The following is a 22160-nucleotide window of genomic DNA, read 5'->3' as shown; positions in this document are numbered from 1 at the left end:
TGAGCTGGTTGGACCTCGCGCAAGCGCTCGGTCATGCCTGACCGTCCAGCGGGAACGTGGCCCGTACCGTGAACCCGCGGTCGTCGTGGGCGGCGGCTCGCAGTGTGCCGCCCACTCCGGTTACCCGTTCCCGCATGCCGCGCAGGCCCACACCCGGTGTCACCGGCCGGACCGGCGACGCCTGGCCGTCGTCGGTCACCGAGACGGTCAGCTGCGCCGGGGCGTACTCGACGTGGACCTGGGCGGTGGCGGGGCCGGCGTGGCGGGCCACGTTGGTCAGGGCCTCCTGGACGACGCGATATCCGGCCTGGTCGACCTCGGCGGGCAGGTCCCGGGGTTGACCCGTGACGGTCACCTGCACCGGTACGCCAGCGGCCCGGGTCCGTTCGGCGAGCTCGCCCACCCAGGTCAGCCCGACGCGGTCCTCGTCGGAGGGTGAGCGCAGAACGCCCAGCGTGGCTCGCAGTTCCCGCATCGCGGCGCTGCTGGCCTCCTGGATCGCCAGCAGCGTGGCCGATGGCTCCTCGCCGTGCTTGCGGGCCAGGTGCACGGCGATCCCGGTCTGCACCTTGATCACGGAGATGTTGTGGGTCAGCGAGTCGTGCAGATCGCGGGCGATGCGCAGGCGCTCCTCCCCGGCGCGGCGCAACGCCATCTCCTCGCGGGTGCGTTCGGCCTCGATCGCCCGCTGCTCGACCTGTTCCAGGTACGCCCGGCGCTGCCGCGCCACGAACCCGGCGACGTTGGCCGCCACAAACCAGCCCAGCAGCAGGGCGGTCCGCTCGGCGATCAGCTGGCCGGGTTGGCCGGCGGGCGCGACCGAGATGTCGCGGGCCAGGAAGCCACCGAGGAAGACGACGCTGGCCAGGGCGGCGGCCGATCGGTGCCCCCGCCAGGCGGCGACGTAGACCGCGCCGAGGACGGGGAACGCGGCGGACACCCCGGAGTGCACCCGGACGTGGAGGGTCAGCATGGCGACGGTCACCACGCTCAACGCCACGACCGGGTACCGCCGGCACACCGCCAGGGCCGCCGCCATGGCCAGGACCAGGAGGACGTCGACAGCCCCAACCGTTGCGGCGTCCGGTGCGAGCGCGGCATTGCCGAGCAGGAGGCCGCCGAGGGCGAGGCCGCTGAGGGCGTACGGCAGGTCGCGGCGCATGGTCGAACTGTAGAACGGCCGTCGTCAGCGGAGCATCCCGCGCCCGCAGTAGATGAGGCGTACTGCGGACGCGGTATCGGCGGCCGGGCAAGTGTCTGCGGCGGCACGACGTATTCCCGGCCCGTCGAGGCAAGCATCGAGCTCATGACATACCGCTTCTTCACCCCCAACCCCGCGAAGGCGGCGACCGGTATCACCGCGGAGGTCTACCGGCAGCTGTGGGACGACTTCATCGGGCCGGTGCCCACCTTCCAGGCGCTCTCGCCCGTACCGGAGGTGCTGGCCGCCACCTGGGCGCTGATGCGCGAGGCCCTGCTCGCCGGGGACGCGTCCCGGGTCGACCGCGAGCTCGTCGCGTCGACGGTGTCCCGCGCCAACCGCTGCCGGTTCTGCGTCGACGCCCACGTGATGCTGCTGCACGCACTGGGCGAGCACGCGCTGGGCGAGGTCATTGCCCAGGGCGGGACGCCACCCGAGCCGAGGCACGCCGAGCTCGCCGGCTGGGCGGAGGCAAGCCGCAGCCCGAAGGCCGCCGGCTGGACCAGCCCGTACGGCCCCGAGGTCACCGGCACCCTGCTCGCCTTCCACTTCATCAACCGGATCGTCTCGGCGCTGCTCGACCCGGATCTGCTGCCCGGCGGCCTGCAACGCTCCCCGCTGGTGCGGTCGGTCGGAGGTCGGCTCTACGCCAAGACGGCCCGGGGGCCGAAGGAGCCCGGCCGCGGCCTCTCGCTCGTCGACGCCGGCACGACGGCGCCACCGGCCTGGGCGGGGGACAGCCCGGTCGGTGTCGCGTACGTGGCGCTGCGGAACGCCGCCACCCAGTGCGGGGACCTCCTGGGCGACGTGGCGCGCCAGACCGTCACGGCCACCGTGCGCTGGGAGGACGGGCGGTACCCGGCCCGGCCCTCGGACTGGGCCGTCGACCTGGTCCGGGACGTGCCCGGCACGGACCGCGTCGGGACGCGGATCGCGTTGCTGGCGGCGTTCGCTCCCAGCGCCATCAGCGTGGGCGACGTCGCCCTCTGGCGGCTCTCCCATCCGGCCGACGCCGACCTCGTGCGGCTTGTCGCGTACGGGGCGATCACGGCCACCGATCACGTCGCCCAGGCCCTGGCCTCGGCACACCTCTAGGAGGTCACCATGCGCAAGGCATTCGTCATCACCAGCATTCTGTTGCTCGTCTCGTTCGTCCTGCAGTTCGTCTTCGCCGCCGTGGGCGGGTTCACGAAACCCGCGGGCGACGGCGCCTATGTCCTGCACAGCGTCAACGGCATGGCGGTCATCCCCGTTCTCTCCCTGCTCACTGCCCTGTTCGCCGCGCTGGCGAAGGCGCCGGGCCGGCTCGTCGGACTGGCGATCCTGCCGATCGGCCTCGTCGTCGTGCAGGCGCTCATCGCCATGCTCGCGAACGCGTCCACCGACGCGGCGGGCGCCAGCACCCCACTCGGCCTGACCATCGCCGGGCTGCACGCGGTCAACGGAATCGTGGCGGTGCACGTCGTGGTCGGCGTGGTTCGGGCGGCGCGACAGCTGGCCAGTCCGGCGCCGGTCGACGCCACCCCCGTGACCGTCCGGGAAGCAGAGCCGGCATGACCACCGGCTCACTGCTCGCGGCCGACCTTGTGATCGCGGTCCTCGCGGCCGCCGGATGGCTGGGCGGCGGCGCCGCGTCGGCCGCCCGGCGCCGCCCGCTCGCGCTGGGACTGGCCGCCTTCGCGCTGCTCGCCACGCTCGCCCGGGCGATCACGATCACCGCGCTCGCCCGCGCCGGCTGGTGGTTCGCGGCGGAGAAGGTCCTCATCGCCGCCCCACTGTCGCTCGCGGCGGTGGCCGTCGTCGGGCCGCGGCTGCTGAGGCTGCCGGGCGACATCCGGTCCGTCGCGGTCCCGCTTCTCTTCGCCGGGTACGCCTCGAGCAGCGCACTGCTCGTGACGCTCCTGCACGGCTATCCGGCGTCGGCGGGCACGGGACTGCTAGCGGTCGCCGGGGTTGTCGCGGCGACCGCGGTCTCCTGGCGCGCCCTCGGCGCGCGCCCGTCCCGTTTGGTGTCCCGGGCAGCCCTCGTGGTGGCGGTCGCGGCGCTGGTGACCGGAACCGGGTTGGCCGCCGCCCCGGCCGCCGCTCCCGGCGTACCCCATGATCACGGATATCGGGATGCGCGGACCGCCGACGAACCCACCAGGCGGTTCGCCCTGACGGCCGGGACCACCACGGTGAGCGTGAGCGGCCGGGACGTCGCGGCGTGGGCGTTCAACGCGCAGGTTCCCGGGCCGGAGCTGACCGCCACCGTCGGCGACGTCCTGGAGGTGACGCTGCGCAACCGGGACATCGAGCGAGGCGTCACGCTGCACTGGCACGGGTACGACGTGCCGAACAGTCAGGACGGAGTGCCGGGCGTGACGCAGGCGGCGGTGCTGCCCGGACAGGAGTTCGTCTACCGGTTCCGCGCCGACCAGGTTGGGACGTACTGGTACCACACGCATTCGGTCTCCGACGTCGGCGTCCAGATGGGTCTCTACGGTGTCCTGGTGGTGCGCCCGGCGCCGATGACCGGCGTCGACGTCACGGTGCCGGTGCACACGCTGGCGGGCCTACCGCTGCCCGCACCGAGAACCGAGCCGGTCGAGGCGGGTGTGCCCGTGCGGCTGCGGCTGATCAACACCGACAGCACGACGCACCGGTACGCCCTGGCCGGGACGGCGTTCCGGGTCGCCGCGATCGACGGATCCGACCTGCGGGGCCCGACGTCGCTCGTGGACACCGCCGTGCTGATCCCGGCCGGGGGTCGTTACGACCTGGTGTTCACCGCCCCCGCCACGCCGGTGGCGCTGTTCGTCGACGGACGGGCGGTCTACTCGACCGGACCGGTGTCGGCGGCGACCGCCGCGTGGCCGGTGCTGGATCCGCTCACCTACGGCGTCGGTTCTCCGGTGCCGTGGTCCCGGTTCGACCGGGAGTTCACCCTCGTGCTCGACCGCGGCCTCGACCTGCACCGACTGCTTCCGCGATACGCCCACACCGTCAACGGCGCGGCCGATCCGGACATCCCGTCGCAGGTCGTCCGCCTCGGTGACGTTGTCAGGTTCACGATCGTCAACCGGTCTCAGATCGTGCACCCGTGGCATCTGCACGGCCATCACGTCCTGGTGCTGGCCCGCAACGGAAAGCCGGCGACCGGAAGCCCATTGTGGCTGGACTCCTTCGACGTACGCCCCGGCGACGTGTGGGAGGTGGCGTTCCGGGCCGACAACCCAGGAGTGTGGGCCAACCACTGCCACAATCTGGGGCACGCCGACGCCGGGATGATGCTGCACCTGATGTACTCGTGATCCTCAGGGATGCGGGACTGACCGCCGTGCCCAGGTCGGTGTCCAGACCTCGGCGTCGGGCGCGTCCGCCCGTCTGGAGTCGAGGTAGTCGCGAAGCTCGCGGAGCGCGGGATGCGGGTTGTCCGCGCGCCAGATCATCGACATCGGGTAGATCGGGGTCGGACCACGCACCGGGATCCGCCGCAGGTCGTAGCTGTCCGGCCACAGGTACCGCGAGCCTTCGCCGACGAAGGTCGCCAACTCCGGGGAGTCGGCGATCTCCGCCAGCAGAGCCTCGTTTCCGAAGATGGGCCCGACCACGTCGATGGTGAGCCCGAACGCGGCGGCGAGTTCGTCGTAGTAGTCGGCCCATTCGGTGCCGGGGGCCATGCCGGGCATCCAGATGCGATGTCCGGCAAGGTGAGCGGGCGTGACGGCGCGCGCGTTGGCGAGCGCGTGGTTGGGCCCGACGAGGAGCTGGTGTGGGTCGTCGATCACTCGGGCGGCGTTGATCGCGCCGGGCAGATGCTGCGGGGGAGTGGTGACAGCGTGGAAGCTGGCGTCGATCGTCCCGGCCTCGACGGCGGCGATCGCGGCGTCGACGTCGGCATTCAGGGTCACGACATCCAGCTCGATCTCGGGGTGCAGACGGTAGAAGTCCTGCAGACGTACCGCCGGCGCTATCCGCCGGTTGACGACGTCGACGCGTAGGGCGCGCCGGCCAGGGCGCACGGACGCGTCGGCGCGCTCTGCCACCCGCAGGAGTTCACGGGCGTGGGGCAGGAACGCCTGGCCGTCGATCGTGAGCTGGACCCCGCGGGCCGTACGGGTGAACAGGCGTACGTTCAGGTCGTTCTCCAGCGCGGCGATGCGCTTGGAGACGGCCTGCTGGGTGATCGACAGCGCGGCGGCGGTTTCCTGGAACTGGCCGGCGTCCGCAGCGGCGACGAAGGTGCGCACGGCGTCGAGATCCATGCGAAGACCCTAATCGCACAACAGACGGTTGTGGCTCGCCGCCGGTTCAGTTGTTTGACCCGTCGTCCCGGGCCTTGCTTTGCTCTCCAGCGATCAACGGTCGGTTGTTCGAAGCGGGAGGCGCGGAGCGTGGTCAGACGGCGATCCCTGGGCCGACAGTTCGGATGGCTGTGGGCGGCCTACGCGGCCAGCGCCTACGGCTCGGCGCTGGGGTTCGGTGCGTTCCCGCTGATCGCCGTACTGGTGTTGGATGCCAGCCCCGCTCAGGTGTCCGTGTTGTCCGCGGTGGGGCCGGCAGTGGGCGCGCTGATCGCGCTGCCGCTCGGGCCGTGGGTGGAGTTCCGCCGTAAGCGGCCGGTGATGATCGCGATGGACCTGGCCCGGTTCGCGGTCATGCTGACGATCCCGGTCGCCTACGCCTTCGGCATGCTCAGCTTCGTCCAGCTACTGATCGTCTCGGCCGTGGTCGCCACAGCCAAGATCGCCTTCAGCGCGGCCAGCGGCGCGCACCTCAAGGCCCTCGTCCGGCCAGAAGACCTGCTGGTGGCCAACGCGCGGTTCGAGTCGACGACGTGGAGTTCCATCGCCGTCGGCCCGCCGCTGGGCGGAGCGGCGATCGGCCTGTTCGGGCCGGTCACCACCGTGGTGGCCGACGCACTCAGCTACCTGTTCTCGGCGCTGGGCATCACGGCGATTCGCGGTCGCGAAGAACACCCGCAGCGAGCCGAGAAGCGCCGGGTACGTGCCGCCGAGTTGCTCGACGGCTGGCGACACCTCCTGAGCCATCCCGGCCTGCGGGCGCTCTACCTCAACCAGCTGCTCGTCAGCGGACTGATCATGGCCACCGAGCCGCTGTTGGCCGTGCTCCTGCTCCGCGAGCTCGGATTCCCACCCTGGCAGTACGGCCTCGCCTTCGCCGTCCCCTGCGTCGGCGGGCTCATCGGCTCACGCCTCGCCCGCGGCGTCGTGGCGCGGTACGGCCAACACCGAATCCTTCGTACGGTCGGTACGTTGCGCGCGGTCTGGCTGATCGGCCTCGCCTTCGTGCAGCCCGGTGTCGCCGGCCTCGTGACCGTGATGGCTGTCGAGCTCGCGATCATCATCAGCATGAGCCTGTACAACCCGGTACTCGCCACCTACCGGCTTGAACACGCGCCCAACGACCGCATCGCCCGTACCCTGTCGGCCTGGTCGATCAGCAGCAGCGCAGCCATCGCCATCCTCAGCGCGCTCGGCGGACTGCTCGCCAGCGCCACCAGCCCACGCACGGCTATCGCCGTCGCGGGACTGCTCATCCTCGCCAGCCCGCTGCTGCTACCCCGCCGCCAGGACTCCGTGACCCGGCTGTCGAGCAGGTCCGATCAGTCGTCGCCGGCGGGCGTGTGAGGCGGGTGGCCTACCGGCGCAGGGTCTCGACCGTCACCTTCGCCGCCTGCGCGATCAGCTTGTCGTCGTACTCGGCGTCCTTCTCGTCGCGGGTCGAGAGGATCGCGAGCACGATGGGGGCGCTGTCGGGGGGCCAGACGACGGCGATGTCGTTGCGGGTGCCGTACCCACCGGAGCCGGTCTTGTCGCCGACCTGCCAGGCGGCCGGGACGCCGGCCCTGATGAGCTTGTCTCCGGTCGTGTTCCCCTTGAGCCACGTGGTCAGCACCGTGCGGTCTTCGGCGGAGAGCGCATCGCCGAGAACGTACGCGCGGAGGTCGGTGGCAAGGGCCCGGGGAGTGCTCGTGTCGCGCTGGTCGCCGGGGGTCGCCTCGTTGAGGTCGGTCTCGAACCGCTCTGGATCGGTGACCCGGTCGCCGAGGTCGCGTAGGGCCCGCTCGAAGCCAGCCGGGCCGCCGAGCCGCTTCAGCAGCAGGTTGGCGGCGGTGTTGTCGCTGTACCGTACGGCGGCGTCACCCAGTTCGCGCAGCGTCATCCCCTTCCCCGCGTGCCGCTCGGTGATCGGTGAGTGGGTCACCAGGTCGGCCCTCGTGTACCGGACGACCTGGTTCAGCTCGGCGGTCGAGGTCGCGTCCAGCACCGCGGCGGCGGCGAGCGCCTTGAAGGTCGACGCGTAGGCGAACCGCTCGTCGGCGCGATGCTCGACGGTGCGGCCGGTGCCGGTGTCGATGGCATAGACGCCGAGCCGAGCGTCGAACTCCGCCTCGAGGAGGGCGAAATCCGGCTTGGCAGCGGGCGCCGAGGGGGCGGTGGCGACAGGGCTCGACGGGGAGTTCGACGGGGAAACGGTCGGCCCTTCTGTTGCCGAGCAGGCGGCGAGCGCGAGCGCGGTGGTGGCCACCACGGCAGCCCGGCGGGGCGCGAGAAGCACGGCTCGTGTTCCTTTCGTCGGTTGACGCCCCGGACCGGTTTTGCCGGTAGTTGCCCGGGGCAATAGGAGGGCGACGACAATCCTCTGGAGGGACGGCTCTCGTGGAAGTTACCGGCTTCTTCACCGCCATCATCATCGGTCTGATCATCGGCGCGCTCGGGCGGCTGGTCGTACCAGGCAAGCAGAACATCCCGATCTGGCTGACCCTGCTCATCGGTGTGGTCGCCGCGATCCTGGGCACCCTCATCGCTGGCGCCGTCGGCGTCGATGACACCAGCGGGGTCGACTGGATCGAGCTGGTCCTTCAGGTCGTCTTCGCCGCTATCGGCGTGGCGATCGCCGCCGGCGCCTACGGCCGCCGCCGCGTGCACTGATCTTCGCGCCATCGCGACGGCCCGACCCCGTTCAACGGGGGCGGGCCGTCGCCCGTTGTGCGGCCTGCGCGGCCTCGTCTGCCGTCGGCTTCATGGCCGAGGCGCCCGATCGCCGCCACGGTGGAGGAGAGCACGGCGGCGCTGGCGGGCGGCACGCCTTGTCTCTCACGCGGACTGGCCGGGTGGCGCCGATTCGCTGCCTTCTATACCGTGGCACAGTTGCGCGAGGCGCCTTCCTCGATGGGGCGGTCCCGCGACCGGATTGTGCGTACTCAGTTGAGACGGGGGTTCGTCGTGACCATGGATCCGCAGGCGATCGGCCGGCCTGAGGCTGGCCAGGTCGACGTGCAGCAGAAGCTCGACACGTCGGTGCCGCATTCGGCGCGGATCTGGAACTACTGGCTCGGCGGCAAGGACAACTTCGCGGTCGACCGCGAGGCCGGCGACCAGTACCGGCAGGTCTTCCCCGGCGTCGTCGACGTCGCCCGTGCCTCCCGGCAGTTCCTGGTCCGTTCGATCACGTTCCTCGCCGGTGAGGCGGGGGTTCGCCAGTTCCTCGACGTCGGCACCGGGCTGCCGACGGCCGACAACACCCACCAGGTGGCGCAGCGGATCGTGCCGGAAGCGCGGATCGTCTACGTCGACAGCGACCCGCTGGTGCTGGTGCACGCCCGTGCGCTGCTGATCAGCACGGCCGAGGGCAGGACCGCCTACATCGACGCCGACCTGCACGACCCGGCTGCGGTCATCGCCGAGGCCGGCAAGACGCTCGATTTTCAGCAGCCGATCGGGCTCATCCTCAGCGGCGTCATGGGCCACGTGCCCGACTACGAGACGGCCCGGTCGATCACGCGCCAGCTGCTGGCACCGCTGCCGAGCGGCAGTTACCTCTCACTCAACGACGGCACGAGCCTGATCAGCCCCGAGATGCAGCAGGCGCAGGACGACTACAACGACAGCGGGGCGACCCCGTACACACTGCGCTCGCCCGACCAGATCGCCGGGTTCTTCGATGACCTGGAATTGGTGGAGCCCGGCGTCGTACCGTGCCCGCAGTGGCGACCTGACGACGCGGTCGACACGCCCGTCGACATCGACGCCTTCGGCGGGGTCGGCCGCAAGCACTGAGGACTCCCGGGGGCGGCCTGTGGGAAGCGGAGGCAGCACGACCGCCCGCCTGCGCTGAGCCGGCGGGCGTGGTAACCGCGCTCGGTGAAGACCGCGCGTGCGGCGGCCACGATCGCCCCGCGATTGTCAGCCGAAGCAGCCGGGCCGCGGTTGACCTGACGTTTGTCACCGCGCACACTGAAAAGTGTGACCGGACGACATTGTCCGGTTAGGGGAGGCTACCGATGACCTTCGACAGAACCTATGACGTAGTCGTTGTGGGCACCGGTGCCGCCGGCTTTGCCACCGCTCTGGGTGCGATCGACGAGGGTCTTTCAGTACTGATGCTGGAGAGCACGGCGAAGTGGGGCGGCAACAGCGCGAAGTCCGGTGGCGGCATGTGGTTGCCCAACAACCCGCTCATGCGACGCGACGGTGTGGGCGACTCGCGCGCCGAAGCGTTGACCTACCTCGAGGCCACCGTCGGGGACGAGGGCCGTTCGACCAGCCGGGAGCGCAAGGAGGCGTTCGTCGACGGTGTCGCCGACTTCGTCGAGACCGCGCAGAAGTACGGCATGGAGTTCGTACGCGCCGCCGAATACTCCGACTACTATCCGGAGCGGCCGGGCGGCAAGATCGGCCGCTCCATTGAGCACAAGCCGTTCAACCTACGCAAGATCGGCAAGTGGTGGCACTCGTCGCAAGCGCCCGCGGCGATGCCGATCCTCACCGACGACGTGTGGTTGCTGGGCCGGGCCTGGTCGACGCCCAGCGGCTTCCGGCGTGGTGCGCAGCTCGCCTTCCGCGCGGCGGGCGGCCTGGTTCGCGGTGCGAAGCTCGCGGGCATCGGCGCCGGCCTGACTGCGTCGTTCCTCAACGTCGTGGTGGTCAAGCACAAGGCCGACCTGTGGCTGGAGTCGCCGCTGGAAGATCTTGTTGTCGCGGACGGCCGGGTCGTCGGGGTGCGCATCACCCATGAGGGCGGGCAGCTCACGATCGGCGCGCGCCGCGGCTTGATGCTCGCAGCCGGCGGCTTCGACTACAACCGCGAGTGGCGGCGGAAATACCACGGCATCGACGGCTCCCCGTCTGGTGCACCGGGCAATCTCGGCAAGCCGATCGGCATCGCGATGTCTCACGGTGCGGCCACCGAACTGCTCGACGACGCGTGGTGGGGAGCGTCCGTCGCCGCGACGAGCGCGTCCGAGCCGTCGTTCATCGTTGGCGAACGGTCGTTCCCATTCTCGATCATCGTCGATGCGCGGGGCGATCGGTTCGCCAACGAGTCGGAGTCGTACGTCGACCTCGGGCACCACATGCTCGACCACGACAACGCTGGACCGTACTGGATGATCGCCGATCGCCGGCATGCCCGTCGTTACCTTCGCAGCTACCTGCTGGATCCCAAGGCGAAGCGGGCGATGCGGCGCGAGGGGGTGCTGTTCAAAGCAGACACGCTGGAGGAGTTGGCGAAGCTGATCGGCGTCGACCCGGCCCACCTGACCGCGACGGTCGAGCGGTTCAACGGCTTTGCCCGCGCCGGTGTTGACGGCGACTTCGGCCGCGGCAACTCGGCGTACGACCGCTACTACAGCGACCCGCTGGTCCACCCGAACCCCAATCTCGGCACGTTGGAACACGGGCCGTTCACCGCGGTCAAGGTCGTCATCGGGGACCTCGGCACCAAGGGCGGCGTGGTCACCGACGCCGACGGCCGCGCCCTGCGCGAGGACGGATCGGTGATCGAGGGGCTCTACTCGGCCGGCAACAACTCAGCCTCGGTGATGGGCAGGACCTACCCGGGCCCCGGCTCGACTATCGGCCCGGCCGTCGTGTTCGGGCTGCGCGCCGCCCGCCACCTGGCACACGGGAGATAGGGAGACCGTCGTGGAGATCAGGGACAACGTTTTCGTCGTCACCGGTGGTGGAAACGGGATCGGTCGGGAGGTCACCCTGGCGTTGCTCGCTCGTGGTGCCCGTGTCGTCGCGGTCGACCTGAGTGAAGCCGGCCTCAAGCAGACAGCCGATCGTGCCCGCGCCGGCGATCGGCTGATCACCATGCCCATCGACCTCACCGACCGCGCGGCGGTCCTGGCACTGCCCTCGGCAGTCGTTGCCGCCCACGGACAAGTCGACGGCCTGATCAACGTCGCCGGCATCGTGCATGACTTCAAGCCGATCGCCGCACTGAGTTTCGAGGACATCGAGCGCGTCATGGCGGTCAACTTCTGGGCCACTGTCAACACCACGAAGGCCTTCTTGCCGCTGCTCGAAGCGCGGCCGGCGTCGTCGCTGGTCAATGTCGGTTCGATGGGTTCGCTGGTGCCGTTCCCGGGACAGGGCGCTTACGGTGCGAGCAAGGCGGCGGTGAAGCTCTTCACCGAAGGGCTCATCGCCGAGCACCAGAGCGGTCCACTCAAAGTGACCATCGTTTTCCCGGGTGGCATCGCCACCAACATCCTGGGTAACTCCGGGGTTGACGCCAGGGGCGCCGTCGCCGATCAGGCGCAAGCGGCGGCCAAGCTCACGTCTCCTGAGGAGGCTGCGCGGCAGATCGTTGAGGCTGTCGTGACGGGGGCGCCGCGAGTCACGATCGGCAAGGACGCTCGGATGCTCGACCGCATGTCTCGTCTCATGCCCGCCCGCGCGATTCCCCTGATAGCCAAGAAGATGCGAGACCTGGTGGAATAGCGGTGCCCGGCGCCCTGTCGTTCCGATGAGTGACGCAACGCCGTAAGTCCCGCCCGCTGACCAGCTGACCGGGCCCGCAATCTGTTGAACCGGCCCCGTCGCGCAGCGGCGGGGCCGACTCGCCGGGCACCGGCACCGCCGCGTAAAACTGGACGTCAGCCAGTGCGGGCGAGCGCGAAGCCCGCTGACCGCCCCCATGCGCCGGCTCTCGCACGGACACTGCAAAAAACCTGCAAGCGCTAGCCCTTGCCTTGAGGGAAACCGCTTTCCTACGATTGCGTTGCATCGATGTTTCATTTCTGGGCCGGGCGAACACATTTCGGGCAACGCCACTGTCGGCATGCCGTTTGCGCAGCGGTTCCCTCCAGTTGCCAGGGCGATGGATGAGCTATGCCCATTGATTGCCGACAACTCCCGAGCGATCGAGAAGGCGTCGCACCGACAGGAGTGCGGTCGCGTCGACCGCCGCAGGCACCGGCGAACCATTCGAATACGAAGGTGAGGCGAGATGAGACGACCAGTCGCACTGCGACTTCAGGCAGCACTGGCCACGGCAGCAGTTGGGATCGCGATCGGGGTAGGCCTGCCGACCCCGCAGGCGTCAGCGGCGGCCGGCAGCGCCACCGGCTACGCCACCCAGAACGGCGGGACCACCGGCGGCGCGGGCGGGCAGACGGTACGAGCCACCACGGGGACCGCGATCCATGCGGCGCTGTGTGGTCGGGTCAGTAGCAGCACCCCGATCATCATCGAGGTCACGGGGACCATCAACCACGGAAACACCAGCAAGGTGTCGGGTTCGAGCTGCAACACCGCGGACGGCGTGATCGAACTCAAGCAGATCAGCAACGTCACCATCATCGGGGTTGGCAGCGGAGCCGTCTTCGACCAGCTCGGCATCCACATCCGCGACTCCAGCAACATCATCATCCAGAACGTGACCGTCCGGAACGTCAAGAAGTCGGGCTCGCCGACCTCCAACGGTGGGGACGCCATCGGCATGGAGAGCACGGTCCGCAACGTCTGGGTCGATCACGTCACCCTGGAGGCATCGGGCGGGGAGTCGGAGGGGTACGACGGCCTCTTCGACATGAAGGACAACACCCAGTACGTGACCCTGTCCTACAGCATCCTGCGCAACTCCGGTCGCGGCGGCCTCGTCGGGTCCAGCGAGAGCGACCTCTCGAACGGCTTCATCACGTACCACCACAACCTGTACGAGAACATCGACTCCCGTACGCCGCTGCTCCGCGGCGGCACGGCCCACATCTACAACAACCACTACGTGAGCCTCCACGAGTCCGGCATCAACTCCCGGGCCGGGGCAAAGGCCAAGGTGGAGAACAACTACTTCCGGAACTCCAAGGACGTTCTGGGTACCTTCTACACCAACGAGCGCGGCTACTGGCAGGTCAGCGGCAACACCTTCGACAACGTGACCTGGTCCAGCGCCGGCAGCGAGAACTACCCCGCCGGCCCCAACCCGACGTCCAACACCACCGTCAGCATCCCGTACTCGTACAGCCTCGACGGGGCGAGCTGCGTGCCGGACGTCGTCCGGCAGACGGCGGGCGCGAACACGGGTCTGCGGGTTTCGGACGGTAGCTGCTCGCCGCAGACCCCGCCGCCCACCACGCCCCCGCCCACCACGCCCCCGCCCACCACGCCCCCGCCGACCACGCCGCCGCCGACCACTCCGCCGCCGCCCAGCGGGACCAACCTCAGCCTCGGTGCCGGTGCCGACGGCTCCAGCAAGGCCAGCGGGACAAGCTATGGCAACGTGCGGGACGGCAGCATCAGCACCTACTGGTCGCCGGTCGGATCGACCGGCTCCATCTCGATCAAGTGGGGTTCCGCCACCCGGGTGTCCCGAGTGATCATCCGCGAGCCGTCGGGAACCCAGGGCTCCATCGGGTCCTGGCAGCTCATCAACCACGACACCGGGGCCGTCCTGGCCTCCGGTGCCGGGGCGGGTTCCATCACCTTCTCCGCGACCTCACTGGTCAAGATCACCTTCAAGATCAACAGCTCGAGCAGTACGCCGCGAGTCGGTGAGTTCGAGACGTACGCCAGCTAGCACCCGGCGCGGGACGGGGCGGCAGATACCGCCGCTCCCGCCCCGGACATCACCATCGCGCAACCACCTCGCACGCAACGGCGTGTGGCTGCCGTGCCACCTGGGCGGCACGGCAGCCACAGGGGTGTCACCTGTTGTGCTTCTCCTGGCACGGCACGCAGAAGCGAGCATGCGGAAGAACCTCAAGCCGCTCCGCCGGGATGTTCTGGTGGCACTTCTCGCAGGCACCGTAGGTGCCATCGGAGATCCGGCCCAGGGCACCGGTGATCTGCTCGATGTTGCGGCGGGTGGCCACCAGCAGCGCGGCCCGGTTGTCGGCCTCGCTGGGGTCGCCGGTGTCCGCGTTGAGTTCGGTCAGTTCCCGCAGGCGAGCCGTCTGCGTGGCGAAGTCGTCCGCCAGGGACGCTCGCAGATCAGCCAGCCAAGTCTGGTCGACGGGATGATGATCGATGCCCATGGTCTGCCTTTCAAAAGGAACGGGAAAAAGAAAAAGGGCCGAAGCTCTATAGCTTCGCCCTGGCGGTCGTTCTGAGATGCAACGATTCCGCGGGAGGGCCTCGGCCAGTTCGCGCCGGGCTCGACAGCCGCTGTGTAGGCGCGATGTGCAGCGCGCGGACAACCGGCACCCGCATGCAGGCCTTTCGGCGCGCCGCCGTCGTCACGCGGACAGCGTCGAGCGCCGCCACCTCGGTGACGGCAGGCGAGCGGAACGTCACCGGCGGCATGCCTCCACCATAGGGTGGTGACTGACCTAAAGCCAACGCCTCTTGAGGGATGGTCACCGCAGCCGAGAGCGGCGCGGGGGTGGGAGCAGTCGGGTGCTCAGCCGCCGCTTGTGAGCGGGCGGCTGGCGGTGGTGCTGAACGTTAGGCTCTCGCCGTGCCGGCCCTGATCGAGATCGTGTCCGTCATTGGTGCCGCTCCGAGCGTGGTATTTGACCTGAAGCTCGACATGGATGTCCACGCCGCGTCCCTGCGATCCAGCCAGGAGACAGCCGTCACCAGCACCGGTCGACGCCAACTCGCGCTCGGGGACGAGGTCACCTTCCACGCCCGCCACTTCGGTCTCCGCTGGCGCATGACGTGCCCCGTGCCCTGATTGCGCCGTACCTCCGCCGACTCTTGAGCCAGCGGGCAGCTCACATCAAGCACCTGGCGGAAGCCAGCCATTCGTAGCGCCAGAGGTACGGCGGGCCTGGCCAGCGCCACGGCCAGGAGAAATTCGCGCGGCCGGGTGCTGGCCGGCCTGGCGGTGATGATCGTGCCGCACGGACTTTGCATGGGGGATGCAAGGATGGCGGCATGGGCAGGCCAAACGACCGGCGTGAGCCGTGAACCAGCACGAGCGGTGGCACCGGCTCCTGGACATGGTGGCGGCCGAGGGACAGCTCGACATCGAGTCCACCGCCCGTGAGCTGGGCATGAGCACGGCGACCATCCGGCGCGACTTCGACGAGCTCGCCATGCAGCAGTTGGTGACCCGCACCCGCGGCGGCGTGGTCGCCACCAGCGTCTCCTACGATCTGCCGCTGCGGTACAAGGCGGTGCGGCAGGCGTCGGAGAAGCAGCGGATCGCCACGGCCGCCGCCGCACTGATCCCAGCACGGAGCACGGTGGGGCTCAACGGAGGCACCACGACGACCGAGGTGGCACGGGCGCTCGCGCTGCGCACCGAACCGAACGGGCAGATGCCGGCGCTCACGGTGGTGACCAATGCGCTGAACATCGCCAACGAGCTCATCGTGCGGCCGCACATCCGGGTGGTGCTCACCGGCGGGACCGCCCGCCCGCGGTCGTACGAGCTGGTGGGCCGCATCGCCGAGACGATGCTCGGGTCCGTGGCGCTGGACGTGGTCGTGCTCGGGGTGGACGCGATCGACCACCAGCACGGCGCCAGCGCGCACAACGACGGCGAGGCGGCGATCAACCACGTCATGGTGACCAGCGCCGCGCGGACGATCGTGGTGGCGGACGCCTCGAAGCTGGGCCGGCGGAGCTTCAACCGGATCTGCCCGCTGGCCAACATCGACACTCTGATCACCGACAAGGCGGCGGACCCGGAGCAGGTGAGCCTCGTCGAGCAGGCCGGGGTGAAGGTGGTACAGGTCTGACCCGTCGAGATCGAGCGGTCGCAGTCCTCATCCGGGACCGCATCGCCGAGCGGCACGGTTGTGTGGCACGACCCTGTCGGTGTTCACCTCTGCAACTTTCTGCAAGCACTGCGGCGGCGCCCGCGCACCCCGTACCGGCTCGCCGACCGGCTCCGACGGCTCGCATCGCTGCACGGATCCCGTGTCCTGTCGGATATCGCAGCCGCTGAGCCCTCGTGGTCGGAACTCCGGGGCGTTCTGGGCGGACCTTGACGGCGGTACGGCCAGATCCTAAGGTCTGCAACATCCTGATTGATTCTGGCGCTTCAGTGTCACGAAAGATCGTGCGTGCTCGACTGGCCGGCATCTTCTGGGGAGGCGGATATGAAGCGACAGGTTGGCGCGGCGCTCGTGACCGCCGAAGGCCCGTCAGCGGGCCGGGAGCGGCGTGACCTGGTCATCTCGGTGTCGCTCAATCCCGCCCTGGACATCACCTACACCGTGCCCGAGCTGGTGGCGGACACGTCGCACCGGGTGACGAGCGTGGTCTCCCGTGCCGGGGGTAAGGGTCTGAACGTCGCCCGGGTGCTGCGTCAGCTGGGTGCCGAGACCCTGGTCCTGGGCCTGTCCGGCGGCGCCGTCGGCGAGCACATCGAGGCCGAGCTGGCGGCGGCCGGCGTGCCGGCGCAGTTCACCCGCCTCGCCGCGGAGACCCGCCGGACGGTGACCGTCCTCGCGCGGGGCACGGCGACGGTCCTCAACGAACCAGGTCCGCACGTCACCGAGGCGCAGTGGGCGGCGTTCCTGGACGCGTTCGCGGAGCGGGTCCGGGCGGCACGGGTGGTGGTGCTGTCCGGCAGTCGACCACCGGGTGTGCCCGAGACCGCCTACGCCGATCTCGTCACCATCGCGCGGGCCGGCGGGGCCGAGGCCATCGTGGACGCGGAGGGCCCCGCGCTGCGACACGCGCTGGCTGCCGCACCAGCGCTGGCGAAACCGAACGCCCACGAGGCGGCGGACCTGCTCGGCCGCCCGGTACGTACCCGTGACGACGCTGTGGCGGTGGCGCGCCGGCTCGTCCGACTCGGTGCCAGCGCGGGCGTGGTCTCCCGGGGCGCGGACGGGTTCGTGGCGGTTACCGGCGGGGTCGCGTTCAGCGCCCGCGCGCCCGAACAAGTGTCCGGCAACCCGACCGGCGCTGGCGACGCCCTCGCGGCCGTCCTTGCGTACGGGCTCGTCACCCGCGCGCCGTGGCGGGACGTCCTCGCCCGAGGCGCGGCCGTCTCTGCGGCCGCCGTCGCCTGCCCGTGGGCGGGCGAGTACGACGACGACGTGGCTTCCCGGCTGCTGGACGGAACCACGGTGGAAACACTGGAAGAGCACCGCACCGAGAGAGAGCAGGAACCGTGTCGTACGTCGCCTCCGAGATAGCCTCCCAACCCGAGACTTGGCGGCGGGCCGTGGATCTGGTCGCCCAGCCGGGCGTCGCGCGGGCCCTGCCCCAGGCCGGTGAACGGGTCGCCGTCGTCGGCTGCGGCACGTCGTACTTCATGGCGCAGAGTTTCGCGGCGCTGCGAGAGTCGGCGGGCCAGGGGGAGACCGACGCCTTCGCCGCCTCGGAATTCCCCGCCGGGCGGCGGTACGACCGCGTGGTCGCCATTACCCGCTCCGGCACCACCACCGAGGTGATCCGGCTGCTTGAGCAGTTGCCGCCCGGCAGTCGCTCGACCGTGATCACAACCGACGCCGACCGGCCGGTGACCCGGCTCGTGAGCGACTGTGTCGTCCTCGACTTCGCCGACGAGCAGTCGGTCGTGCAGACCCGCTTTGCCACGACCGCACTCGCCGCCTGGCGCGCCGGTCTCGGGGAGGACCTGACCGACCCGATCATCCAGGCGCGGGCCCAGCTGAGCACGCCGCTCGACCCGGCCGTGGCCGGCCGGGACCAGTTCACCTTCCTCGGCACCGGCTGGACCGTGGGGCTGGCGCACGAGGCGGCCCTCAAGCTGCGGGAGGCGGCACAGGTGTGGGCCGAGTCGTACCCGGCAATGGAGTTCCGACATGGTCCGATCAGCGTGGTGGACCACCGGTCCGTGGTCTGGATCTTCGGCCCGGTGGTCCCCGGCATCCGCGACGACCTGGCCGCCACGGGCGCGATCGTGGTGCACGAGGACGTCGACGCCATGGCGCACCTCACCACCGCGCAGCGGCTCGCGGTCGAGCTGGCGGTCCGTCGCGGCCTGCATCCGGACCGACCCCGACTGCTCACCCGGTCCGTCGTCCTGCCCGCGCCGGCCGCCTGAGGAGCGCTGATGACCCTCGTCCCCACCGCCGACCTGGTGGCGGCGGCCCGCGCCGCTGGTACCGGCGTGCTGGCATTCAACGTGATCACGATCGAGTACGCCCAGGCGATCGCCGCCGCGGCGCAACGTGCCCACCGGCCCGCGATCCTGCAGATCAGCCAGAACGCGGCGCGCTACCACTCTGGCGTGTCGGCCATCGCCGCGGCGACGGCCGAGATCGCGCGGAAGTCCAGCGCGAACCTGTCACTGCATCTGGACCATGTGGACGACATCAGCCTGCTGGAGCAGGCCGCCGACACCGGTTTCAGCTCCGTGATGGTCGACGCGTCCGCGCTGCCGTACGCCGCCAACGTGGCCGCCACCCGCAAGGCGACCGACTGGGCGCACGACCACCGGCTGTGGGTGGAGGCGGAACTCGGCTACGTCGGCGGTAAACCGGATGCCCCGGCGAGCGCTCACACCGCTGGCGTCCGCACCGACCCGGCCGAGGCCGCCCGGTACGTGGCCGAGACCGGCGTCGACGCGTTGGCGGTCGCGGTGGGCAGCTCGCACGCGATGGCCGACCGAACCGCCTCGCTGGATCTCGACCTGGTGGCCGCGATCCGCGACGCCGTACCCGTGCCCCTGGTCCTGCACGGTTCGTCCGGGGTGCCGCTGGAGCAGATCTGCGCCGCGGTCGGTTGCGGCATGGTGAAGATCAACGTTGGTACGGCGCTCAACGTGGCGTTCACCGACGCGGTCCGGGGCGCCCTGCCGGAATCCCGCGACCCGCGCCGGTACCTCGCCGCTGGACGGGACGCGGTGACCGGTGTTGTCGAGCGGCTGCTCACGCTCCTGCCCGCGGCACCGTAGCCGGTCGCGCCACCGCAGGGCTGCCGCGACGGCGCCGCCCTCGTCGCCGCTCAGAAGCCCTGGTCGGACTGGGCCGACCAGGGCTTCTGGTTGTCCTGCTGAACCAATCCCGGTGTCAGGCGACGAAGCGGGTACGGCGGCGGCGGGTCACCACGAACAGGGCGGCACCCGCGGCCAGCAGAGCGGCCGCGCCGGCCAGCACGATGCCGGACTGGCCCGTGATCGGCAGCGACGGGTCGTCGTCCTCCCCACCGCCACCGATGCCGCCGGCCGGGTTCACGACCAGCTTGGCCACGTCGTTGTCCGACGTCACGTCAGGGGTCGAGGACTTCGCCGTGACGGTGCCGGTGAGTTCCCCGGCGGCGTCGACCCGCAGCCCGAAGTCCCACGTGACAGCCTGGTCCACCGCGAGCGGGTGGACGGCCGTCCGGCAGACGTAGCCGGTGTCCGCCTTCGTGCAGCCGGCGGGCACCGTCGTCACGGTGGTGCCCGTCGGGGGAGTGAAGGTGACGGTCGCGGCCGGCTCGGTGATGCCGGAGGCGTACGCGGGACCGAGGTTCTTGACGCCGAGCTTCGCGGTGACCGTGCTGCCCACGGCGGCCCGGACCTCCCCGCCGACGGCGCTCACGTCGGAGCGGTTCGTGCCCTCGACCGTGAGGATCACGTGCTGCGTGTCCAGGAAGAACGAGTCCTCGGTCTGGGCGCCCTGGGCGCGCAGCCCGGCGGGCTTCCGGACGAGGCCGAGGGTGCCCTGCGTGCCGCGGGTCGGCTTGGTGGCCCGGACCATGTCGAGGTTGTCCCGCCCGTCGATCGGGGTCGACCACGTGAAGCTGGCTCCGGCAACGCCCGGCGCCGGCACCTCCGGCCGCAGCCGCAACGGCAACTCCTCGGAGAGCACGTACTCCTGCTTCGGATCCAGCGTCGCGTCGAAGTGGCAGTACGCGGCGAAGCTGCCGTACTCGCAGTTGTCGTAGCGCTTGGGCACGGTGAACATGGCCTCGTAGAAGAAGAACAGGTCCACGCCGGTGATCGCGTTGTCCCCGGTGTTTCGCACCGTGAGCGGGTTCGTGACGGTGTCGCCCGGCTTGGCCTTCTTGGTGGTGATCGGCCCAACCTCCAGAGCGACCTTCTCGCTGATGGTCACCTTCGAGGTCTTGGTGAACGTCTGGTCTCGGCTGGTGACCTTCACGCTCACCTCGCCCTCGTCGCCGACCTTCGCTGCAGTCTCGGGCCGGAAGGTGAGCGTGGTGATACCCGCGAACAGGCTCTCCGAGGAGAGGGTGTCGAACCTGCAGGTGATGCTCGTGCCCGACTGCTCGCACGGGCTGGGGCCGTCGAACGTGAGCTTGGCCGTGGCGACGCCGGCGAGCTTCGCGGTGTCGATGGTGACCGCCACGTCGTTCAGGGTGAAGTCGGCGTCGTAGTTGTAGAGGTAGACGGACTGGGTCTTGCCAAACGAACCGGGCACCAGTGCGGTGTGGTCCAACCTGAGCTGCGTGCCCTTTGGCAACGCGACCGCGGAGACCGGTGCGACCGCGTTGGCACCGAGCACACCGATGGTGCAGGCGCCGAGCCACGCGGCGACGCGCAGCAGACGTGAACGACTCACAAGCGTTCCTCCCCCGTAGATGAACGGGAGCGATCATAGCCGTCGCGACGCGTTTCGTTGGGGCGCGATGAGGCCCCGGTGAGCAACCGGGTGCGCCGGCGCTCGGCTGGGCTACTGCAGACGCTGGTCGTCGAGGTCGAGGCGGTACCAGTTGCCGTCGTCGATCAGATGCAGGTCGGGTCCGCGGCCGGTCACCTGGGTCGCCTCGGGCATCGGGGAGCCGTCGGGCAGGACGAGCCGGTACTCGGCGACCTTGTGCAGCTGATCCTGGTCGCAACGGGCGATGACCAGCACGTCATGGTTGGGGCCGTAGCCGCCGTACATGGCTATGGTCTGGTCCGCGACAGCGAGGGCGCGTACGCCCCGGGCGATCGAGTTGTGCCAGCCGGTGACCGTGCCTGCCTGGATCCGCACAACGGGAAAGCCGGTGTAGTAGCAGGCCCAGGCGGTGTCGCCATCGACGTTGAGGGCGTAACAGTCGCTGATGGCACCCCAGGGCTCGTCGACGTGCGAGGGGTAGCGCCAATCAGGCTCCAGGTCAGGTGAGAACCGCACCAGCCCTGGCGCGCCCAGCGGGGGTGGCGATTCAGGGCCGCCCCAGCCGTAGTTGCCATAGACACCCTCGTCGAAGTAACCCATCCAGATGTGGCCGGAGCGGGAGACGCGCACGTGCTCGATGCCGTCACCGACGGTCTTCTCGGCGACAACGCGCCCATCGCCGTCGTAGATGATCGCGTTGCGGTCGGGGCCGCCCGGTCGCCACCGGCAGCGCGCGGCCACGACGAGCACACGGCCGTCGGGCAGCACCTGGACAGTCGGATGAGCAAGCGGCAGATCTGAGATCCGGACACTCGTTGCCACGCCCTCCCGGTGCACGGTGACGCGCACCGTCACCGCCTCGGACGCCCGTGGGTCGGGAAAGCTCGCCCATCCCGGCTGCGTGGTGGTCGCGGTCAGCGCGGCGACACCCTCCGGCGAGGTCGATAGCGCGATGGCCTCACCGTTGGGGCCGACGGACGTGGTGACCAGCACGTCATCGGCATCGCCTGCCGTGATCACGCCATGCCGACGCACCGCCATCTCCGGCAGCGCCGCCACCTCCGCGCGTCGCTTCTTCTCCCGCTTGCGCCAGTCCCTCACGGCCACATCTGATCATCGACAACGCGACCGGTCCACCTGTTAGCGCATTCGATGCCCTCGATCTCGTTCGCGCTGGCCGCCACGACGTCGACCCCGGCTCATCATGCGGACAGCCCCTGATCGGTCATCCTCGCGTTCAGCGAAGAAGATCAA

The 22160-nt window shown here is 70.1% G+C and carries 20 protein-coding genes; 14 read left to right on the top strand and 6 right to left on the bottom strand.

The annotated features are described in order from the left end of the window. Nucleotides 1-31: 31 nt before the first annotated feature. On the bottom strand, nucleotides 32-1162 hold the full coding sequence (locus tag ACFY29_RS21980) for a sensor histidine kinase (protein ID WP_328425281.1): 1131 nt from the start codon (nucleotides 1160-1162) through the stop codon (nucleotides 32-34). A gap of 144 nt (nucleotides 1163-1306) precedes the next feature. On the opposite strand from ACFY29_RS21980, the gene ACFY29_RS21975 reads away from it, so the two are divergent. The 3 genes from ACFY29_RS21975 to ACFY29_RS21965 are packed head-to-tail and all read left to right on the top strand — an operon-like array spanning nucleotide 1307 to nucleotide 4494. After that, complete coding sequence (locus tag ACFY29_RS21975) at nucleotides 1307-2296, top strand: carboxymuconolactone decarboxylase family protein (RefSeq protein ID WP_386989003.1); 990 nt, start codon at nucleotides 1307-1309, stop codon at nucleotides 2294-2296. Between the two features lie 9 nt (nucleotides 2297-2305). Then, nucleotides 2306-2758, top strand: coding sequence for a DUF6220 domain-containing protein (locus ACFY29_RS21970; protein WP_328425285.1), 453 nt, complete (start codon nucleotides 2306-2308; stop codon nucleotides 2756-2758). Further along, the gene (locus tag ACFY29_RS21965; protein WP_386988999.1) at nucleotides 2755-4494 is read left to right on the top strand and encodes a multicopper oxidase family protein; all 1740 of its coding nucleotides are present in this window, start codon (nucleotides 2755-2757) and stop codon (nucleotides 4492-4494) included. The genes ACFY29_RS21970 and ACFY29_RS21965 overlap by 4 nt, the downstream gene beginning before the upstream one ends. Nucleotides 4495-4497: 3 nt before the next feature. On the opposite strand, the gene ACFY29_RS21960 is transcribed toward ACFY29_RS21965, so the two are convergent. Continuing rightward, complete coding sequence (locus ACFY29_RS21960; RefSeq protein WP_386988996.1) at nucleotides 4498-5448, bottom strand: LysR family transcriptional regulator; 951 nt, start codon at nucleotides 5446-5448, stop codon at nucleotides 4498-4500. 129 nt (nucleotides 5449-5577) lie between these two features. Between ACFY29_RS21960 and ACFY29_RS21955 the strand changes: the two genes are divergently transcribed. Then, a complete protein-coding gene (locus ACFY29_RS21955) occupies nucleotides 5578-6834 on the top strand; it encodes an MFS transporter (protein WP_386988994.1) in 1257 nt (418 codons plus the stop codon). A 10-nt stretch (nucleotides 6835-6844) separates the two neighbouring features. Here the strand turns inward: ACFY29_RS21955 and bla are convergent, their stop codons facing one another. Beyond that, nucleotides 6845-7765: a class A beta-lactamase gene (gene bla / locus ACFY29_RS21950; RefSeq protein ID WP_386988991.1), complete on the bottom strand. Its 921-nt coding sequence runs from the start codon at nucleotides 7763-7765 to the stop codon at nucleotides 6845-6847. Nucleotides 7766-7866: 101 nt separating this feature from the next. Here bla and ACFY29_RS21945 point away from each other — a divergent pair, with 101 nt between their 5' ends. The 5 genes from ACFY29_RS21945 (at nucleotide 7867) to ACFY29_RS21925 (ending at nucleotide 14014) form a co-directional block, all read left to right on the top strand. Then, complete coding sequence (locus ACFY29_RS21945) at nucleotides 7867-8139, top strand: GlsB/YeaQ/YmgE family stress response membrane protein (protein ID WP_386988988.1); 273 nt, start codon at nucleotides 7867-7869, stop codon at nucleotides 8137-8139. A 300-nt stretch (nucleotides 8140-8439) separates the two neighbouring features. Beyond that, nucleotides 8440-9267 carry an SAM-dependent methyltransferase gene (locus tag ACFY29_RS21940; RefSeq protein WP_386989900.1) on the top strand — a complete coding sequence of 276 codons (828 nt, stop codon included), beginning with the start codon at nucleotides 8440-8442 and terminating at the stop codon, nucleotides 9265-9267. A gap of 224 nt (nucleotides 9268-9491) precedes the next feature. Further along, nucleotides 9492-11123 (top strand): FAD-binding protein, encoded by a 1632-nt coding sequence (locus tag ACFY29_RS21935; protein WP_386988985.1) that lies wholly within the window; start codon nucleotides 9492-9494, stop codon nucleotides 11121-11123. 10 nt (nucleotides 11124-11133) lie between these two features. Then, nucleotides 11134-11937: an SDR family oxidoreductase gene (locus ACFY29_RS21930; protein WP_355603554.1), complete on the top strand. Its 804-nt coding sequence runs from the start codon at nucleotides 11134-11136 to the stop codon at nucleotides 11935-11937. A gap of 508 nt (nucleotides 11938-12445) precedes the next feature. After that, nucleotides 12446-14014, top strand: a complete 1569-nt coding sequence (locus ACFY29_RS21925) for a polysaccharide lyase family 1 protein (protein ID WP_386988981.1) — start codon at nucleotides 12446-12448, stop codon at nucleotides 14012-14014. A 127-nt stretch (nucleotides 14015-14141) separates the two neighbouring features. On the opposite strand, the gene ACFY29_RS21920 is transcribed toward ACFY29_RS21925, so the two are convergent. After that, nucleotides 14142-14471 (bottom strand): TraR/DksA family transcriptional regulator, encoded by a 330-nt coding sequence (locus ACFY29_RS21920; protein WP_386988978.1) that lies wholly within the window; start codon nucleotides 14469-14471, stop codon nucleotides 14142-14144. A gap of 422 nt (nucleotides 14472-14893) precedes the next feature. Here ACFY29_RS21920 and ACFY29_RS21915 point away from each other — a divergent pair, with 422 nt between their 5' ends. The 5 genes from ACFY29_RS21915 to ACFY29_RS21895 all read left to right on the top strand — a co-directional run bounded on the left by ACFY29_RS21915 (nucleotide 14894) and on the right by ACFY29_RS21895 (nucleotide 19258). Then, entirely contained in the window at nucleotides 14894-15112 is a 219-nt protein-coding gene (locus ACFY29_RS21915; protein WP_386988975.1) for a hypothetical protein, read from the top strand. A 232-nt stretch (nucleotides 15113-15344) separates the two neighbouring features. Continuing rightward, the gene (locus ACFY29_RS21910; protein ID WP_386988972.1) at nucleotides 15345-16124 is read left to right on the top strand and encodes a DeoR/GlpR family DNA-binding transcription regulator; all 780 of its coding nucleotides are present in this window, start codon (nucleotides 15345-15347) and stop codon (nucleotides 16122-16124) included. A gap of 363 nt (nucleotides 16125-16487) precedes the next feature. After that, on the top strand, nucleotides 16488-17534 hold the full coding sequence (locus tag ACFY29_RS21905; RefSeq protein WP_386988970.1) for a 1-phosphofructokinase family hexose kinase: 1047 nt from the start codon (nucleotides 16488-16490) through the stop codon (nucleotides 17532-17534). After that, nucleotides 17510-18406 carry an SIS domain-containing protein gene (locus ACFY29_RS21900; RefSeq protein WP_386988967.1) on the top strand — a complete coding sequence of 299 codons (897 nt, stop codon included), beginning with the start codon at nucleotides 17510-17512 and terminating at the stop codon, nucleotides 18404-18406. Before ACFY29_RS21905 ends, ACFY29_RS21900 begins: the two co-directional genes overlap by 25 nt. A 9-nt stretch (nucleotides 18407-18415) precedes the next feature. Continuing rightward, nucleotides 18416-19258 (top strand): ketose-bisphosphate aldolase, encoded by an 843-nt coding sequence (locus ACFY29_RS21895; protein WP_386988964.1) that lies wholly within the window; start codon nucleotides 18416-18418, stop codon nucleotides 19256-19258. A 115-nt stretch (nucleotides 19259-19373) separates the two neighbouring features. Here ACFY29_RS21895 and ACFY29_RS21890 read toward each other — a convergent pair whose 3' ends face one another. Together ACFY29_RS21890 and ACFY29_RS21885 are read right to left on the bottom strand one after the other, a co-directional pair. After that, nucleotides 19374-20867 carry an LPXTG cell wall anchor domain-containing protein gene (locus ACFY29_RS21890; protein WP_386988962.1) on the bottom strand — a complete coding sequence of 498 codons (1494 nt, stop codon included), beginning with the start codon at nucleotides 20865-20867 and terminating at the stop codon, nucleotides 19374-19376. Nucleotides 20868-20978: 111 nt separating this feature from the next. Next, entirely contained in the window at nucleotides 20979-22007 is a 1029-nt protein-coding gene (locus ACFY29_RS21885; protein WP_386988959.1) for a hypothetical protein, read from the bottom strand. Nucleotides 22008-22160: the final 153 nt, after the last annotated feature.

Origin of the sequence: Micromonospora sp. NPDC000668, from assembly GCF_042897975.1 — a bacterium.
GTDB lineage: Bacteria > Actinomycetota > Actinomycetes > Mycobacteriales > Micromonosporaceae > Micromonospora.
Note: the sequence above shows the minus strand (reverse complement) of the source record. Positions and strands in the feature narration are given on the sequence as shown.

What these genes read in the sequence shown, in the direction of transcription:
- ACFY29_RS21980 (WP_328425281.1), bottom strand. Translation starts at nt 1,162, where the DNA reads ATGCGCCGCGACCTGCCGTACGCCCTCAGCGGCCTCGCCCTCGGCGGC.
- ACFY29_RS21975 (WP_386989003.1), top strand. Translation starts at nt 1,307, where the DNA reads ATGACATACCGCTTCTTCACCCCCAACCCCGCGAAGGCGGCGACCGGT.
- ACFY29_RS21970 (WP_328425285.1), top strand. Translation starts at nt 2,306, where the DNA reads ATGCGCAAGGCATTCGTCATCACCAGCATTCTGTTGCTCGTCTCGTTC.
- ACFY29_RS21965 (WP_386988999.1), top strand. Translation starts at nt 2,755, where the DNA reads ATGACCACCGGCTCACTGCTCGCGGCCGACCTTGTGATCGCGGTCCTC.
- ACFY29_RS21960 (WP_386988996.1), bottom strand. Translation starts at nt 5,448, where the DNA reads ATGGATCTCGACGCCGTGCGCACCTTCGTCGCCGCTGCGGACGCCGGC.
- ACFY29_RS21940 (WP_386989900.1), top strand. Translation starts at nt 8,440, where the DNA reads ATGGATCCGCAGGCGATCGGCCGGCCTGAGGCTGGCCAGGTCGACGTG.
- ACFY29_RS21935 (WP_386988985.1), top strand. Translation starts at nt 9,492, where the DNA reads ATGACCTTCGACAGAACCTATGACGTAGTCGTTGTGGGCACCGGTGCC.
- ACFY29_RS21925 (WP_386988981.1), top strand. Translation starts at nt 12,446, where the DNA reads ATGAGACGACCAGTCGCACTGCGACTTCAGGCAGCACTGGCCACGGCA.
- ACFY29_RS21920 (WP_386988978.1), bottom strand. Translation starts at nt 14,471, where the DNA reads ATGGGCATCGATCATCATCCCGTCGACCAGACTTGGCTGGCTGATCTG.
- ACFY29_RS21905 (WP_386988970.1), top strand. Translation starts at nt 16,488, where the DNA reads ATGAAGCGACAGGTTGGCGCGGCGCTCGTGACCGCCGAAGGCCCGTCA.
- ACFY29_RS21895 (WP_386988964.1), top strand. Translation starts at nt 18,416, where the DNA reads ATGACCCTCGTCCCCACCGCCGACCTGGTGGCGGCGGCCCGCGCCGCT.